The sequence below is a fragment of the Chitinophaga pinensis DSM 2588 genome, assembly GCF_000024005.1.
Lineage (GTDB): Bacteria > Bacteroidota > Bacteroidia > Chitinophagales > Chitinophagaceae > Chitinophaga > Chitinophaga pinensis.
Map to the genome: position 1 here is coordinate 5,812,293 of NC_013132.1, position 18,136 is coordinate 5,830,428.

11 protein-coding genes and 1 tRNA gene are annotated in these 18,136 nt (G+C 43.2%); 9 read left to right on the plus strand and 3 right to left on the minus strand.

The genetic code is table 11. The features are described 5' to 3' along the window. The first annotated feature begins 141 nt into the window (after positions 1 to 141). From CPIN_RS23100 to CPIN_RS23125, 5 genes are all read left to right on the plus strand, one after another. Positions 142 to 1,434: a FecR family protein gene (locus CPIN_RS23100; protein ID WP_012792265.1), complete on the plus strand. Its 1,293-nt coding sequence runs from the start codon at positions 142 to 144 to the stop codon at positions 1,432 to 1,434. Between the two features lie 145 nt (positions 1,435 to 1,579). After that, positions 1,580 to 4,264 carry a SusC/RagA family TonB-linked outer membrane protein gene (locus CPIN_RS23105; protein WP_012792266.1) on the plus strand — a complete coding sequence of 895 codons (2,685 nt, stop codon included), beginning with the start codon at positions 1,580 to 1,582 and terminating at the stop codon, positions 4,262 to 4,264. Then, on the plus strand, positions 4,257 to 5,228 hold the full coding sequence (locus CPIN_RS23110; protein ID WP_052306864.1) for a transposase: 972 nt from the start codon (positions 4,257 to 4,259) through the stop codon (positions 5,226 to 5,228). The genes CPIN_RS23105 and CPIN_RS23110 overlap by 8 nt, the downstream gene beginning before the upstream one ends. Positions 5,229 to 5,646: 418 nt before the next feature. After that, positions 5,647 to 6,963, plus strand: a complete 1,317-nt coding sequence (gene nhaA, locus CPIN_RS23115) for a Na+/H+ antiporter NhaA (protein ID WP_012792267.1) — start codon at positions 5,647 to 5,649, stop codon at positions 6,961 to 6,963. Between the two features lie 645 nt (positions 6,964 to 7,608). Next, positions 7,609 to 8,931 carry a TIGR00341 family protein gene (locus CPIN_RS23125; RefSeq protein ID WP_012792269.1) on the plus strand — a complete coding sequence of 441 codons (1,323 nt, stop codon included), beginning with the start codon at positions 7,609 to 7,611 and terminating at the stop codon, positions 8,929 to 8,931. 124 nt (positions 8,932 to 9,055) lie between these two features. On the opposite strand, the gene CPIN_RS23130 is transcribed toward CPIN_RS23125, so the two are convergent. Then, positions 9,056 to 9,128 (minus strand) — tRNA-Lys (locus tag CPIN_RS23130). Positions 9,129 to 9,288: 160 nt separating this feature from the next. Here CPIN_RS23130 and CPIN_RS23135 point away from each other — a divergent pair. The 3 genes from CPIN_RS23135 (at position 9,289) to CPIN_RS23145 (ending at position 14,598) form a co-directional block, all read left to right on the plus strand. Then, complete coding sequence (locus CPIN_RS23135; RefSeq protein ID WP_012792270.1) at positions 9,289 to 10,089, plus strand: SDR family oxidoreductase; 801 nt, start codon at positions 9,289 to 9,291, stop codon at positions 10,087 to 10,089. Between the two features lie 266 nt (positions 10,090 to 10,355). Continuing rightward, a complete protein-coding gene (locus tag CPIN_RS23140) occupies positions 10,356 to 11,177 on the plus strand; it encodes an SAM hydrolase/SAM-dependent halogenase family protein (protein WP_012792271.1) in 822 nt (273 codons plus the stop codon). 190 nt (positions 11,178 to 11,367) lie between these two features. Beyond that, complete coding sequence (locus tag CPIN_RS23145) at positions 11,368 to 14,598, plus strand: glycosyltransferase family 117 protein (RefSeq protein ID WP_012792272.1); 3,231 nt, start codon at positions 11,368 to 11,370, stop codon at positions 14,596 to 14,598. A gap of 273 nt (positions 14,599 to 14,871) precedes the next feature. Here the strand turns inward: CPIN_RS23145 and CPIN_RS36945 are convergent, their stop codons facing one another. Beyond that, a complete protein-coding gene (locus CPIN_RS36945; protein WP_012792273.1) occupies positions 14,872 to 15,627 on the minus strand; it encodes a Zn-ribbon-containing protein in 756 nt (251 codons plus the stop codon). Between the two features lie 175 nt (positions 15,628 to 15,802). Then, positions 15,803 to 16,657, minus strand: a complete 855-nt coding sequence (locus CPIN_RS23155; RefSeq protein ID WP_012792274.1) for a sugar phosphate isomerase/epimerase family protein — start codon at positions 16,655 to 16,657, stop codon at positions 15,803 to 15,805. 356 nt (positions 16,658 to 17,013) lie between these two features. Here CPIN_RS23155 and CPIN_RS23160 point away from each other — a divergent pair, with 356 nt between their 5' ends. Continuing rightward, positions 17,014 to 18,114 (plus strand): vWA domain-containing protein, encoded by a 1,101-nt coding sequence (locus CPIN_RS23160; protein ID WP_012792275.1) that lies wholly within the window; start codon positions 17,014 to 17,016, stop codon positions 18,112 to 18,114. The last annotated feature ends 22 nt before the right edge of the window (positions 18,115 to 18,136 follow it).

An 18,136-nucleotide genomic window follows, 5' to 3' on the forward strand; every position in this document is an offset into this window, starting at 1 on the left:
CCCTCATTGCTACCGTCCCAAAATATTTTTTTTGGGGTTGTATATATGTTGTCCATTTTAGCCGTCATACCATTATAAAGGCAATATTAAACTGACATTAGTTGTATTACCTATGCCGGAAAATATAGAGTGGACAGACTTATGACTGATCAGGAATTTAACAGCTTATTGAAAAAATACAGGAACGGTGAATGTACTCCTGAAGAGCAGGCTCTTGTTGAGAGCTGGTATCTTGAGTTGGAGGGTAGTTTGCCTGATCCTGGCACTGCGGCTTGTGATATGGTACAGCAACGTATTTGGGAGCGTGTAAGGGAAACTTCTCAGGTGGCTGAAATCCAGGAGTTGGAGGGCCATAAGAGGGTTACGCTGTTCAGGCGTTTCGGGCCTGCGGTGGCTGCTGCGTGTCTGGTTGCTGCTGTGGCTACATTCTATTTTAACAGACATCAGCAAAAGCAGCCTGCTCCTGTAGCGAAGAACGTAGTCGAAGATGCGCCTGCAGGTACGAATAAGGCGATTCTGACTTTGGCTAATGGACGGCGGATTGCGCTTGATGATGCGGCTGACGGAACGCTGGCTGAGGAAAGCGGCGTGACGATCAGGAAGAATAGTAAGGGGCAGTTGGTGTATACTGTAGGTGATCCTGGCCTGCCTGGGGGTAACACCCCTCTCTCCCCGCAAGGGGGATCTCTCCCAGAGGGAGAGAGAAACAGAGTGGCGTATAATACCATTTCTACGCCTAATGGTGGGCAGTACCAGATTTACTTGCCGGATAGCAGTATGGTGTTTTTGAATGCAGCCAGCAGCCTGAAATACCCTGTTAAGTTCAACGGTACGGAACGCCGTGTTGAACTTAAGGGTGAAGGCTATTTTGAGATTACAAAGAATCCTGATAAACCCTTTAGAGTTTATAGCGATAAGCAAACTATTGAAGTCCTGGGAACACATTTCAATGTGTCCAGTTATGATGCTGAACCTACCACTACTACCCTAGCCGAAGGCCAGGTAAAAATCACAACCTTCAGCTCGTCATATCAAAGTACGAAGCTACCCTCTGGCGAGATTGCTTCGGAAGCTGCCCAACCTCGCAATGACGGAAAGAGCTTTATCCTGAAGCCCGGCCAACAAGCAATTCTCTCTGCCTCTGGGAGAAATACCAACGGCAGAGAAGGTAAATTTCAGATTACCAGCGTGAACCCAGAGGAAGCTATTGCCTGGAAAGATGGGCTTTTCATTTTCAGGAATACGGAATTGAAAGATGTATTGAGACAGCTGGCCAGATGGTATGATGTCGAGGTCGATTACAATTCAATTCCTGCGATAAGCATTGAAGGTGAACTGCCCCGAAATGTGAGCCTGCTGAGGGTTTTACAACTCATAGCGGCTTCGAGCAATGTGTCACTTAAACTAGAAGGAAGGAGGATTATGCCAAAATAAGTACGAACCAGGTTATCTTAAAAAGCACAACAAAAAGTATAAGAAACTAAAAACCGGGAAGTGCGGTCACACTACCCGGTAAGCAGTTAGTTTTTTTATAACAGTGAGTTATCAACCATTAATCTTAAACCAACCAACCAAATTTATGAATTTATTCATTCATATCAATGGCATGCCCTTGCCCGACGGAGGCGGCAAGGGGTACCACAGCCAGACCTTTAAGTACCTTTTAGCAATGAAGTTGTTCCTAGCCATCTTACTGATTACTGTGAATGTATCGGCTAATGTATACTCCCAGAAGGTAAACATTTCGGTTACCAATGCCCCCTTGCGGGACGTGATGACACAGATACGACAGCAAACGGGGCATTATTTTCTGTTTGCCACCTCCCTGCTCAAAGATGCACACCCCGTAACTGTAACGCTAAAACAAGCAAGTCTGGATGATGCACTAAAAGAAATATTCAAAAACCAACCATTTACTTACACTATCCAGGACAATGCGATCCTTGTAAATCCGAAGCCTCAAAACCTCTCTGAAAAAATAAAGGATTTTTTTTCGGACATCGTTATCCGCGGCAGGGTAACTGATGAAAATGGAGCACCCCTCCCCGGAGCATCGGTCAAGGCAAACGGTAAAGTAGCGATAACGAACAGTGAAGGCAATTTTGAACTTACCGGGATTAATGAAAGTTCGACTGTAGAGGTATCTTATATCGGTTATCGAACTATCTCAATGGTTGCCTCAGTTGAATTCATGGCCATTAGATTATCTCTAAATTCATCCGACCTGCAGGAAGTGGTGATCAATAAGGGATACTACCAAACCACCAAAGCGCTAAATACAGGAAACGTAAGTATGGTTGAGGCGAAAGACCTAGCTAGAAATCCTGTCTCAAACCCATTAATTGCATTGCAGGCACAAGTACCCGGACTTTTCATCTCTCAAACATCGGGCGTTTCCGGATCGAAAGTTAATGTGAGGTTGCGTGGCCAGAATAGTCTACGTTTTGATGCCAATAACCCATTATATATCATTGATGGAGTTCCCTTTCCTGTTATTGTAACGACCTCCGGTGCTGGCGCTGCTGGTGAACTTAGCCCGTTTGCAAATCTTGCTTTAAATGATATCGAAAAAATAGAAGTCTTAAAAGATGCCGATGCCACGGCGATCTATGGTTCACGAGGTGCAAACGGCGTTATCCTCATTACCACTAAAAAAGGTGTTAACGGAGGCACACGTGTATCCTTTGATGTAGGTAACGGAGTTGGCGTAACGTCTAATAGAATCCATTTGATGAAGACAGATCAATACCTGGCCATGCGCAGGCTTGCTTTGGCAAATGATGGCGTTACAACGCCTGCGGCATCAGATTATGACCTCAATGGAAAGTGGGGAGATATAAACCAGTATACAGACTGGCAAGACTTACTGATCGGTGGAACTGCACATTTTACGAACGCACAGACTTCAGTATCCGGGGGCAACGCCAATACACAATTTATTTTTGGCGGTGCTTTCAGAAGAGAATCAACGGTCTTTCCGGGGGACTATCACGACCAAAAGGCTTCAACACATTTAAGTATTAATCACAAAAGTGATAATCAGAGGTTTCGTAGCTCTATTTCCTTCAGTTATTTGAATGATAATAACTTGCTGCCTTCAGCTGATTTCACGACAAACATCGGACTGTCTCCTAATGCGCCAATGGTTTATAATGCCGATGGTACGTTAAATTGGCAAAATGGTACCTGGGTCAATCCAATATGGCCCACCACTCAGTCTTCAACAGCGATTACTGATAATTTAAACGGATCAGCAACTGTAGGTTATGAGATAATAAATGGATTAACAATTAACGGTAGGTTTGGATATACCGATATAAAAACAAGCACCTCGTCTATTAATCCGTTCACGAATTATAATCCAGCTGTAGTTATTCAACCGACTCAAAGAACAAATTCATTTAGTGCAGGAAGTGTTAAGACCTGGATCTTAGAGCCATATTTGAATTACGAGAAGTCGTTGGCCGGTGGAAAAATTGAAGCAGTGCTGGGTGGTACATTGCAGCAAACAGATCAGAATTTCATTTCACAGTTTGCGTCCGGCTTTTCTTCCCCTTCAATGGTAACCAACATTGCTGCAGCGACCTCGGTACAGGTTTTCAGCTATACAGCTTCCCGATATCGTTATAATGCGTTATATGCCCGCTTGGGCTATAATTATCAGGACCAATACTTAATAAATTTCACAGGTCGACGTGATGCCAGTAGCAGATTTGGTCCGGGTAAACAGTTTGCCAATTTTGGTGCCATTGGAGCAGCCTGGATATTTAGTAAACAACAGTTTGTGACTGAGAAATTACCAGTACTTTCCTTTGGAAAGCTTAGAGCAAGTTACGGCCTGACTGGAAATGATCAGATTTCAGACTATAAGTTTTTGAGTACATATTCTGCAACAGGATTTTCTTATCAGGGTACAGGTGGCATTAGCCCAACTGCCCTTACAAACCCGGATTACGGATGGGAAACTGTAAAAAAATTGGAGGCTGGATTAGATCTAGGATTTTTTAAAGATCGCATTCTTCCTAATGTAAGCTGGTATCAAAACAGAACAGGTAACCAACTAGTTGCCTATGCGTTGCCCGGAATTACTGGTTTTACTTCAGTACAGGCAAATTTGCCAGCAATACTACAAAACAGGGGAACAGAATTTGAGTTGACAACACAAAATTTTCAGGGTGGACACTTCAGATGGACAACCAGTGCAAATTTAAGTATACCTACCAATAAACTGGTCTCAATCGGTAGCAGCAGCAGAGATGGATGACACGGACCCTTCCGGTTTTGATAAAATCGATAAAGAGAAAGTCAATGCCACTATCGATAAAATAAACGAAGCATTGAAGGATAAGCCAGTTAGTAAGGAGGTTAAGCAGAAGCTAAATTACGGGCGTAAACATTGGCCAGCTGCGCTAGACAGATATGAGCAGCAAGAGGCAATTATAGGCAGTCAGCGAAGCAGCTACAGCAAAACAGATCCGGATGCTACGTTCATGCGTATGAAAGAAGATCATATAAAAAATGGACAGCTAAAGCCTGCTTACAATTTACAGATAAGTACTAACAGCCAATACATTGCTCATTATAGTATCCATCAAAACACTACCGATACCAATACGCTAATAAATCATTTAAGCGAACATATAAAGCAGGTTAAAATCAAGCCTAATAATGTAACGGCAGACGCTGGATACGGCAGCGAACAGAATTATGAGTGGTTGAAAAGCAAACAAATTACTGCATATGTAAAGCATCAAAACTTTGACAGGGACCAACATAAACGTACAAGAAACAAGAACCCCTACAGGGCTGATAAACTGACATACAATGAAGCAAAAGATCATTATATATGCCCCTCCGGGAAAAGAATGAAGAATATCGGCACTTTTACATCGAGGACATCAACAGGTTTTGAACAAACACTTACACGTTATAAAGCCAGCAAATGCAAAGGCTGCCCATTAAAAGAACAATGCCATCAGGGAAAGGGCAACCGCGTCATAACAATTAATCATCATCTAAATCATCTACGAAATAAGGTCGATAAGCGTTTGAAGACCAGACGAGGAATCGCTAAACGTAAACAACGTTGCTATAATGTAGAACCTGTATTCGGTAATATAAAGCACAATCATCATTTTAAACGTTTTATGCTACGAGGCATCGAAAAAGTAACTATTGAGGCCGGATTATTAGCACTGGCACATAATCTAAGAAAGAGAACTGCATGAAAAACGGCAGAAATAGTCCGAAAAATTGTTCCCACCTTCCTAAAACCACTATAACCTTTATTGAATAAAATCAAAGTATCGCATATATGGCAAGATGCCCAGTGCTATACAAAAAGAAAAAACCGCCTCAATTACTATTGAGACGGCTTCTTCGTGATCCCAAGTATAGGAAACTCGAACCAGATTATGCAAGAATTAACCGAACTAAATAAAATATTATTTAGTTCTGTCAATAAAGTATAAAGAAAGTTCGAGCCGTATCCTTCGGGTACTATACTGCAGAAATTCAAAATCAGGCCGGATCAGCGACAAAACTTACTAAGTTATATGACTTAAAGCGGACTTTACCTAACTAATTATCCGAGATAATGGAGATTTTTTTTTTAATTTACCCGTTTTACTGTCGAAATTGAACTGCATGGCCAAAACTCCTATTGAAAAAATACTTAGACCTATACATAGATTCATTCATCAGGAATTTACTGGAGGAATCGTACTTTTTATTAGTGTCATAATTGCAATTACCTGGGCTAACTCACCTTGGCACGAATCATATCATCACCTGTGGGAGAAAAACCTGGCTGTCTCATTTTCGGGGATGGGCTTAGATCAGCCACTGCATATATGGATTAATGATGGTTTAATGGCATTATTCTTTTTTGTCATTGGATTGGAATTGAAGCGCGAGTTTATTGCGGGGGAACTTTCTTCGATCAAAAAGGCTTCTTTGCCAATGGTAGCAGCATTAGGCGGAATGCTGGTGCCAGCATTTATATATTTTCTTTTAAATGCTAGTCGGCCTTCCTCTGGTGGTTGGGGAATACCAATGGCTACTGATATCGCATTTGCACTAGCGTTGCTATCGCTTGCCGGCAAGAGAATACCATCATCTGTAAAAGTGTTTCTGTCAGCACTGGCGGTTGCAGATGACCTTGGGGCAGTTATAGTAATTGCGCTATTCTATACCGCTAAAATTGCCTATTTCCCGCTAATCATAGGTGTTGGGCTATTACTACTACTAACGCTAGGGAATGCACTTGGCATACGAAGCACATTATTTTATTTATTGATAGGAATTTGTGTATGGGGCTGCTTTCTTTCCTCAGGGGTTCATGCCACTATTGCTGGAGTACTAGTAGCGTTTACTATTCCCGCACGCACAAAGATAGACGAAGATGAATATGTCAGTTGCCTAAATGCTTACACAAATCAGTTCAGAGAAGCTATTCCATTAAAGGGATCATTAACGACTGCCGAGCAACATCAAACAATTGAAAGAATTAAACAACTTTCTCTTGATGCAGAGACCCCTCTTCAAAAAATCGAATATGGTCTGCATCCGTGGGTTGCGTTTGTTATCATGCCGCTTTTCGCACTTGCCAATTCAGGAATGCTCATTAATAGCAGCTTTTTTACTGCATTGCTAAACCCGGTTAGCCTGGGCGTCGCCATTGGGTTACTAGCAGGTAAGTTTATTGGAGTCTTTTCATTTACATGGTTGATGGTGAAATTAAAAATCGCGGATCTACCTCAATATGCTACATGGAGGCATATACTAGGAGTCTCTGTACTTGCAGGCGTTGGGTTTACAATGTCCTTATTTATAACAGGATTAGCCTTTTCAGATCCTGAAATGGTTGATCAGTCTAAATATGGAATCCTGATATCATCAATTATTGCGGGATCGCTTGGCATTATAATTTTAAGAACTACACGATATAAATCAGATAATTAATTTGAAGATTTCACATGCTGCTATTAGAAATTTTTCAGCATCGATTTCATTAATCGAATCTCTCGCTCCTGAGATTGGATAATGCTATCTGCAAGTTGCCGGACTTGTGGATCTTTTAGTTTTGCAGTTTGCTGGTCATAATTGCTGATGAATGATGTGGAATCATTGCTTTCATATATTGGACATCAGTAACTGGTGTCTGGCTTCTTAATAAAATAAGCGATACGGAGAAGAGTAAGATACTAGATACTATAATTAAACCATTTTTACTTCTATTCATATACATGTCCCGCATTATTGCTAACATAATAAGTGCCATAGGACACACCATTAATAATGACATGTAAAATCGGGTAAGACTTAAATATATGTGATCAGCAGCATCTACATTTAAAAACATGACCCCGTACATTACAAAAAAAGATATTACGCAAGATATCAGGAGCTTCCAATAATTATTTTTATTCATCATTTTTTCTGAATTTATCTGCCGTATGTATGATTATAAAGTCCACCTACATCATCAACACTAAAATCATTCCCAACTTGATAGATCAGATTGCTTATCATGCGGTTATTAAATCTGAACAAGCCTATTTTAAGTATATCGTAGAGGGAATTTCATCGATTTAAAGTATATAGAGCATGTCAAAAGGATTAAGAACAATTAAATATTTTCTTCAGGAACGATTTAATCTCAATGAGGATAAGGCGGATGAGCAAAGAATTGTTGCGGAAATAACCCGCAATGTTCATTTCAAGGGTACAAATTTATGGACACTTATTTTTGCAATTTTCATTGCCTCTATTGGTCTCAATGTGAACTCTACTGCTGTTATTATTGGCGCAATGCTTATTTCTCCATTGATGGGGCCGATTATGGGCATAGGGCTTGCGATAGCAATAAATGATTTTGATCTACTAAAGAAAGGCATAAAAAATCTTGCCATTGCGGTCATCATAAGTGTAGCTACCTCTTCTATTTACTTCTCTGTGACACCTCTCCATGATGCCAGCTCCGAGCTGCTGGCAAGAACAAATCCATCAATATGGGACGTATTTATTGCGCTGTTAGGTGGACTAGCGGGTATCGTGGCTGGGACGAGAAGGGAAAAGAGTAATGTCATTCCTGGTGTTGCGATTGCAACCGCTTTGATGCCACCTTTGTGTACAGCTGGATTTGGTATTGCTACTGGCAAATTGTATTATTTTTTAGGCGCTGCATATCTATTCTTTATAAATAGCGTTTTCATATGCCTCGCAACTTTTTTAATAGTTAAACATCTAAAATTTCGCAAGAAAGAATTCGCGACTGCTGAAACGGAGAAGCGGGTTTCCAGGTACATTCTTCTAGCCGTCATATTGACGTTGCTACCTAGCGTTTATCTTGGATATAGGATAGTTCAGCGAAGTATATTTGAGAACAATGCTAACAAGTTTGTTCAGACAGAATTCCATTTTACAAAAACTCAGGTTGTCACCCATACTTACAAGTATAATAACAAAGGAGGAGAAATAGATCTCCTGTTGGTTGGCCAACCTCTTGACCAGGCAATAATCGATTCTTTGCAAAAACGGCTGTCGCTTTATCATTTAAGTAATACAGCGCTAAATATTAGACAAGGACTTGACGCTAAACAGCAAATTGATTTATCTGCCATTAAAGCAAGTGTTCTGGAGGAAGTATTTGCTGCAGAATTAGTTTCAGATACCTTGAAGCGCCCAACCCCAGGAAACATTACAGAAGTTCCAGACATAAGTCTTGAGTTAAAAGCGCTTTATCCATCTTTGATACATTATACGCTTGAGTCAAGTGTTTTTACACGTCTCGATTCTATCAAAAGAGATACACTGTTTTTATTTGTAGGTCGTTTTTCTGATAGAGTTAAAAATTCGGAACGAAATAAAATTAGTAGATGGCTGAAAGAAAGAATACAAGCAGATAGTGTTAAAGTGGTGATCGAATAACGATAATTATTTGAAACAACCACCCACGACTCTAACTTAAATTGATTGATAATAAATTTATTGAAAAAGTGTTATAAAAAACAAACGCTCCAAGTCATTAAACTTGAAGCGCTTCATTTTCCTGTGATCCCGCTGGGACTCGAACCCAGGACCCATACATTAAAAGTGTATTGCTCTACCAACTGAGCTACGGAATCATTCCCTTTTTTCGTGATTGGGATTGCAAAGGTATACAAAAAATCATTCCTTCCAACTTTTTAGCAACTTTTTTTCAAACAACTTTACAAAACCCGCTACAGACAAAAAGAAACAACATATATCATTTACCCCTATTTTTGCATCTGAAAAAAATTTCTAATGCAAAATAAGGTCGTAGTCATCACCGGGGGTACATCCGGTATTGGAAAGGCACTGGCAATAGCTGCCCTCCGCGGCGGAGCGAAAGTCGCCGTGTGTGGCAGAAAGGCAGATACACTCCAAGCACTTGAAAAAGAACTCGCTACCGATAACCTGTACACCTATACCGCTGACGTCAGCAAGGAAGATGATTGCAAACACTTCATCGACCAGGTAATTGCCCGACTCGGTAGAATAGATGTTCTGATCAATAACGCTGGTATTTCCATGCGCGCTTTGTTCAAAGATGCTGATCTGACAGTACTTAAGCAATTGATGGATATCAACTTCTGGGGAACTGTATATTGCACAAAATATGCTTTACCGTCATTGCTGGCGAACAAAGGTACCGTCGTAGGTGTATCTTCTATAGCAGGTTACAGAGGCTTACCCGGTCGTACCGGTTATTCTGCCTCCAAATTTGCTATGCAGGGTTTCCTCGAAGCACTACGCACCGAAAATCTGCATACAGGCATTAACGTAATGTGGGTAAGTCCAGGCTTCACCTCATCGAATATCCGAAACACCGCCCTCAATGAACAGGGTCGTGCACAGGCAGAAACACCGCTGGATGAAGGAAAATTAATGAGCGCTGAAACTGTGGCAGATGAAATACTCAAAGCTGTCACAAAACGGAAACGCACATTGGTGCTTACAGGGCAGGGCAAACTGACAGTTTTCCTCAGTAAACTTTTCCCCGGACTGCTCGATGGACTGGTGTATAACCATTTTAAGAAAGAACCAGGTTCACCACTTCAGTAAATAACGTCAGGCCGTTCATCGTCAATGATTGATTACAAAGGTATTAGCATGAACGGCTTAACGTTTATCTTTCAGGTTTTGTCACCTTTCTTGCCGATGTTATACGCCCCAAAGCCCCTACCCCGGCCTATTTATAGTTATGCACATCTGAACAAGTTATTGACAAATTCAATACAGCAACATATATATTTTATATTTCTTTGCAGACAAAATGCCGTCAATAGCTCAATGGCATTCTTTTTGGGAAAGTGGTATTCATTGATAACATGTCCATAATTACACTGACATCCGACATCGGCTTGCAGGACTACCTGGTAGGCGCCATCAAAGGGCAGCTGTGGCAACACTGTCCTGGTGCCCCCGTCATGGATATCACTCACCAGATCTCCCCCTTCAACCTCCCACAGGCTACATATATATGTAAGAGCGCTTTCTCTTACTACCCGCCACGTACATTCCATATTGTACTGATCAACCTTTTCGACAGAAAAGCAAATCATGTATTACTGGCAGAACATAACGGACAATATATCGCCTGCGCTGATAACGGACTGGTGACGATGATAGCAAACGGTACTCCCGATAAAGTCGTAAGATTACAATTATATAAAGACCAACCCCAGGATACCTTTACCATCCTGAGACGATTCGCAGAAGCTTATAAAGATCTTCAGAGTGGTAAAACACTCGAACAGATCGGCGAACCCGCTAATGACTTCGTCATCAAGAATAACCTGCAACCAATGACCGGTCAGGATTATATTGATGGCCAGATCATTCATATCGATAACTTCGAGAACGTAGTCGTAAATATCACCCGCCAGCAGTTCGAAGAACACAGACAAGGCAGACCCTTCTCCATCTTCTTCCGCCGCGACGAGGTGATTACACAACTTTGTGAAACCTACGCCGATGTACCCGAAGGCCATAAACTGGCCCTCTTTAACGCCGCCGGCTATCTCGAAATCGCAATTAATAAAGGTAACGCCGCCGGCCTGTTTGGTCTTCAGGGCTTCAGCCGCGATCAACTGGTATCCGGCTTCCAGAAACTGGCATTTTATCAGACAATACGTATCATCTTCGGCTGATTCCGCCGGAACAAGGCTCCCCATGCCTAAATCCCAACATATTTGTTTGTTAATCAATTCCTTTCCTATAGCGACTTTTCACCCTGGCATCTTTAAATATTTCCTCTTATTAAAGAAAAAGTTAAAACTGTTATCGCTAATTATCATAATTTGCTACTTTTTCTATTTTTGTCGGACCTAAAACATCCTTATGAATTTTAAAAGGACCAACAATATTGTAGGTTGGGTTGTCTGTATCATTGCCTGCACTGTCTACATTATGACTATGGAGGCCACCGGAAGTCTGTGGGACTGCGGCGAGTTTATTTCTAGTGCCTACAAGGTACAGGTTCCGCACCCTCCGGGAGCTCCTTTATTTGTGCTGTTGGGTAGATTGTTTACCATTCCGTTTCCGCCCTCTCAGGCAGCTATCGGCGTAAACCTGATGTCTGCACTGTCAAGCGGATTCACTATCCTCTTCCTCTTCTGGACCATCACACACTTCGCTCGTCGTCTGATGGTGAAAGCCGGAGAAGTTATTTCCAGCGAAAAAATGATCGCCATCATGGGCGCCGGCACAGTAGGTGCATTAGCTTACACCTTCTCTGACTCTTTCTGGTTCTCTGCCGTTGAAGGCGAGGTGTACGCAATGTCCTCCCTCTTCACCGCCATCGTATTCTGGGCGATCCTGAAATGGGAACACGAATCAGATGAAGCATATGCTGACCGCTGGATCGTTTTCATCGCTTTCACAATGGGTCTCTCTATCGGTGTCCATCTGCTGAACCTCCTCACCATCCCGGCTATCGTAATGGTGTACTACTTCAAACGCTCTCCTAAAGTAACGCCTATCGGTACTTTCTGGGCATTTATCATTGGTTGCGCTATCACCGGTCTCGTGCAGAAGTTCGTTATCCAGGATACCGTTAAGGCTTCCGGTCTGATGGACGTATTCTTCGTGAATAGCCTCGGCCTGCCATTCTACAGTGGCTTCGCTTTCTACTTCCTCGCACTGGCTGCAGTCCTGTTATACGGATTGAAAAATCCTAAATTCGGTCTCTACGCGCCACTGATCCTGATCGCTTCCGTTATCGTCATCCCTGCCTTTAACGACGCTTCAGGTGCTGGTATCAAAATATTAAAGCTGATCATCTCAGCCGCAATCGTATTTATACCTTATCTGGTAAAACTGTTCGATGTTAAAATCGAATCATCCAGCTTTACTCACGCTATCAAAGTAACCATCTACTCTATCATCTTCCTGCTGCTCGGTTACTCCACTTATATTACTACAATGATCCGCTCTACCGCGAATCCATCTGTAGATATGTACAACGTGGACAACCCGATCTCCCTGGTAGGTTACCTGGGTCGTGAACAGTATGGTGATTTCCCGCTGATCTATGGTCAGGTATTCACTGCCCGCCCTACTTCTTATGAAGATGCAGGAAACATCTACGCACGTGGTAAAGACAAATATGAGATCGCTGGTAAAAAACAGGTTCCTGTTTACGCTGCTGAAGATAAAATGCTGTTCCCGCGTGTCTGGGACGCCAGCAACGATCAGGGGCATGCGGATTACTACCGCGACTGGCTGGGGCTCGATGCCAACGCACGTCCTAGCTTTAAAGATAACGTCAGCTTCTTCGTGACATACCAGGTTTACTTCATGTACTTCCGCTACTTTATGTGGAACTTCTCCGGTAAACAAAACGATACACAAGGTTACGGTAACAAACGTGACGGTAACTGGATCACTGGTATCTCCTTTATAGATAATATTATGTACGGCGACCAATCCATGATGCCGGACAGCTTAAAGAACAACAAAGGACACAATACCCTGTTCCTCCTGCCGTTCGTACTGGGTGTGATTGGTTTCTTCTATCAGTATAACAATCACCGTAAAGATACACTGGTCGCTTCCCTCCTGTTCTTCTTCACCGGTTTTGCCATCGTGCTCTACCTGAACCAGGCGGGTAACCAGCCACGTGAACGTGACTATGCATACGTAGGTTCCTTCTATGCATTCGCCATCTGGATCGGTCTGGGTGTACTGTCTGTGGCTGAATTCCTGAAGAAAAAGACTAAATCAGCGATCTCCGCTCCGGCAGCTGCACTCGTTTGTCTGCTGGCAGTGCCTGTCCTGATGGGCTTCCAGGAATGGGATGACCACGACCGTTCTACCAAAACCATCGCCCGTGATGTTGCTGCTGACTACCTGAACTCCTGTGCTGAAAATGCAATCCTGTTCACCGTCGGCGATAACGATACCTACCCGCTGTGGTATGCACAGGAAGTAGAAGGTATCCGTCCTGATGTTCGTGTGATCAACCTCAGCCTCCTCGGTGTAGACTGGTATATCGATCAGCAACGTCATATGGTTAACAAGAGCGCAGGCGTTCCAATGTCCTGGACTCCTGATAAATACCAGGGCGAAAACCGCAACTACATCCAATACTATGATGGCGGTAGCTTCCCGCAGGATAAATTCTATAACCTGAGAGAAGTAATGGCATTCATGGGTTCTGATGATCCTCGTGCTAAACTGTCTACTACCGACGGTTCACAGATCAACTACCTGCCTGCTAAAAAACTCTTCGTACCGGTAAACGTAGCAGAAGTGCTGAAAAACGGTACCGTTGATATCCACGATAGCGCACGTGTAATGCCACAGCTGCCATTCCAGATCAGCAAATCTTACCTGCTGAAAAATGACCTGGCGGTATACGACATCATCGCCGCTAACGACTGGAAACGTCCTATCTACTTCACCAGCCCAACCGATCTCGGTCTGAACGACTACCTCCGTCCGGATGGTCTGACCTACCGCCTCGTGCCGCTGGCTAAGACAGAAAGCAACGATCCGATGGGTGCCGACAATAACGTTAACATCCCTGTGATGTACAAAAACCTGATGGAAAAATTCGCTTTCGGTGGTGCTAACGTTCCAGGTACTTACTTCGACGAACCTAACCGTAAACTGCTGCAATACCTGCGTAACGCTTACACTAAACTGGGTACCGCTATGGCCCTGGCCGGTGACAAAGATTCCGCACTCGCAGTACTGAATAAGAGCGATAAAAACCTCCTGCAGGGTAACTTCCCTTACGCAATGACCACGCCAGGACAGATGCACAACTACAGCTCTATGCAGACTGTATACGCTTACTACCTGGCTGGCGATGCGAAGAAAGCAGACGAGATCTCTCAGCTGATCATCAAAGATTGTACACAGCAGTTACAATACTATCGCTGCCTGCCACCTTCTAAAATGAATGGTTTGCAGCGTGATATGCAGATGGCTGAACAGTTCATCACCCTGCTGCAGCGTATGAAGGAAGATTTTACACATCCTGAACGCCGCCAGTCACTGGAGCAACCGGGTGGTGTCAATATTGACACTGTTGAGCCGGAAGCTGATGGTGCACAAACAAAATAACCGACAAATGGTATAAAATAAGAAGGGCGATCACTGCACAGTGATCGCCCTTCTGCATTATCATGAATTAAGAATTAGGAATTAAGAATTTATAGAAAAAGTCCTTCGTGAATGTTCGAAGCCTTTTTCTGTAGTCATCTTGTCCTCATCTTAGGTTAATCCTACGCTAAAAACGTACAGCTTTAACGTAAGATGAAGCAGATATAAGTATAAGACAAAACTGCATAAGGACAATTAGTTAAGAGAAAAGCACTTATCCCCAATTCTTAATTCTTAATTCCTAATTCTCCCCGACACCAGCCTGCAATGATCACACTTCAGGTCAAATTTCGCCAGTAACTTACTCTCCAGCTGCCATTCTCCGCCACATGACGGACAATGATGCCCTGAGTCCTTATTATCAGCATTAAAAAGGTAGTAATAACTCGGTTTACCCGTCAATTGCTCCAGCCGGTTACAGATACTACGTCCCTGCGTCGTCAGCGGACTATTAATATCCGATAAAAAATGATGAAAGTGTTTTTCTCCCATCGATCCACGGAACCATAGTCCGTCAATCTCCGCGTAACTATTCGACCAGGAATTGATGTCCTCATAATTCCGCTGCCATACACTCGTATACGGCAAATGATAAAGCGGTATCTGGTCAAAGGTATCTCCCGATCTTACAGGAGAAGGCCCGCCCCAGTAAAGAATAAACGAACTGGACGCACCCACTTCCGCCGTTGGTACCGGCACCAGATGCTCACCCAGGTATTGATAGGATACCGTCACGCCATATCGTTCCATCAGCACAGAAATCCATTGATTGACATAATCGCTGTTATAACGCTCTTCCAGCGAGTCCTTTTTTAGACACTGCACATGCAGGGACACCGCATCTTCCTGGAAAAGAAATACATGATTTCGGGATACTAACTGACCATTGGAACGGAGGGAACGGATAAAGAAGTCGGCGTCATGGAGAAATGCCTCCCTTTCCGCCTGAGGCCATATAGCCCTTGCAAACAGGATCTGATAGATGAACATAGGATATAGTATTCATAATAGGATATATTAAATATACCTAAATACTTTCACTAAAAAAAGTGTCTCTTTTTGCACCTTGCCACCTGGTTATTAATGACATAGCACCGCAGTGATCCCTATAAATGAAGAAACTCCTGCAAATGCAGGAGTTTCCTTATCAAACATCTGAACACTATTATAATTTTCCTACCTGGTCCCACCAGAACTTTACGCTCTCTTTCACATCCGGTACGCTGTTATCCCAGTTATACTCATATTCTACAGAGAACATGCCCTTAAAGCCCTGTGCTTTCAGCTCAGCCAGTACAGCAGGCATATTACAAACACCATTACCCCAGATCACGTCATGCGCATCGCGGGATTTCTCATTCAGGTCTTTGAAATGCAGGTGCAATACATGCCCCTTCAGCTGTTTAATACAATCAACCGGCTCCATGCCAGAACGTACCCAGTGACCGATATCCGCACAGGCGCCCATGTACTTACTGCGTCCCTGAATCGCGACCAGTACGCTATCGGGATGCCAGTAATGACTTGGTTTCGGATGGTCGTGAATTGCTACCTTAATCTTGTATTTATCACACAATGCAGATACTGCATCCCAATGCTCGCGTTTAGGCTCCGCAGTGATCACCTGGATGCCCATAGATTTCGCGAATTTAAACACCTGCTCCCATTCCAGTTCGCTGGCCGGCGATACTACGCCATAAGCCACCAGTTTCTTCTTTTTTGCCTTAAACATAGCTTTTACTTCCGCCTGCTTTGCGGCATCCATTCTCCAGTCGAATTTGCCATCAATGCCATCCCCGATCGTCTGACCGTTATAACACTCCACATACTCAATACCCGCGCTATCCATCTTTTCAAGGGCTTGTCCCAATGTAAAACGGTTAAAGGTATAAGCTTGTGCTCCTAATTTCCAGCCCAGCTTATCGGCGGCTTTTCCCTGCGCAAAACTTAACGTGGATGTCATCGTCGCTCCGGCCAATACACCGGCCAGGAACAGCACGCTGCTCAATTTTTTAATCATCTGCAATAGTTTTAATTTGGTAATCAGTAAAGACCTGTGTGAAAAATACCTCGTTTCTACGAACAATACAAACAATCAGGGCTGACCGGTCACATCTGCCTGTTAGCGGACCCACAATCAGCGGTTTCCATCCAAACACTTCACCCAATCACCACATTTTCCCGACTTTCAGACTCCCTGATGATAGGACAAGATATTATAACCTGTTAAAAAATAAACCTGTTTTCTTATATTAAAATATACCACATACATAACCAACTATATCATATCGACATTCTTCGTTATGTTTTTATGAAATTACCGGCTATAGAGTATGTATATACATCATACCACTAAATTGCCTAATTTTAAATATTATGAGAGGCATACATTTTTCCAAATTTGAACCCGATGAGCAGCAGGGAAAATCGCCCTTTGAGAAGTTACTGGATGTATTCACTCAACTGCTGACTTACACCAGCGGAGATGTCAGTGAAGCATTACAATGGCTGACCGAACTGGACAAAGAGTACCAACTTACCAATGAAGATTACGGCATCGGAGATTTTATACAGGAACTGAGAGAAAAAGGATATATCCGTGAAAATGAAGAAAACGGAAACATCCAGATAACCGGCAAGACAGAACAGAGTATCCGCAAAAGAGCACTGGAAGAGATCTTCGGAAAACTGAAGAAATCAAACAACGTCGGTAATCACAATACCCGCAAATCCGGTCAGGGAGACGAACTGAATGCTGATAGCCGTCCTTATCAGTTTGGAGACGCACTGGAACAGATCGATATGACAGCTTCCATCCGCAACGCCCAGATCAATCACGGTATTGACAGCTTCTCCATCCATCAGGACGACCTGGAAATCCAGGAAACAGACTTCAAAACCCAGACGTCCACCGCCCTGATGATCGATATCTCCCACTCCATGATCCTCTACGGCGAAGACCGTATCACGCCGGCCAAAAAAGTAGCCATGGCCCTTAGTGAACTTATCACAACCCGCTACCCGAAAGACACGCTCGACATTATTGTATTTGGTAACGACGCCTGGCAGATAGAGATTAAAGATCTCCCTTATCTGCAGGTCGGCCCTTTCCATACCAATACTGTTGCGGGTCTGGAACTGGCCATGGATATTCTCAGACGCAGACGCAACCCGAATAAACAGATCTTCATGATCACCGACGGTAAGCCAACCTGCCTCAAGAACGGGAAAGAGTACTATAAAAACAGCTTCGGACTGGACCGCAAAATCCTCAACCGTACGCTCAATCTTGCTGCTCAATGCAAGAAACTAAAAATTCCGATCACCACCTTTATGGTAGCTACCGACCCGTGGTTGCAAAAATTCGTAACAGAGTTTACAGAAACCAACAACGGGAAAGCCTTCTTCTCTGGTCTGGACAAACTGGGACAATTCCTTTTCTTCGACTTCGAGAACGGAAAAAGAAAAATGCTTTAACAGGCATCGCAATCATATCATT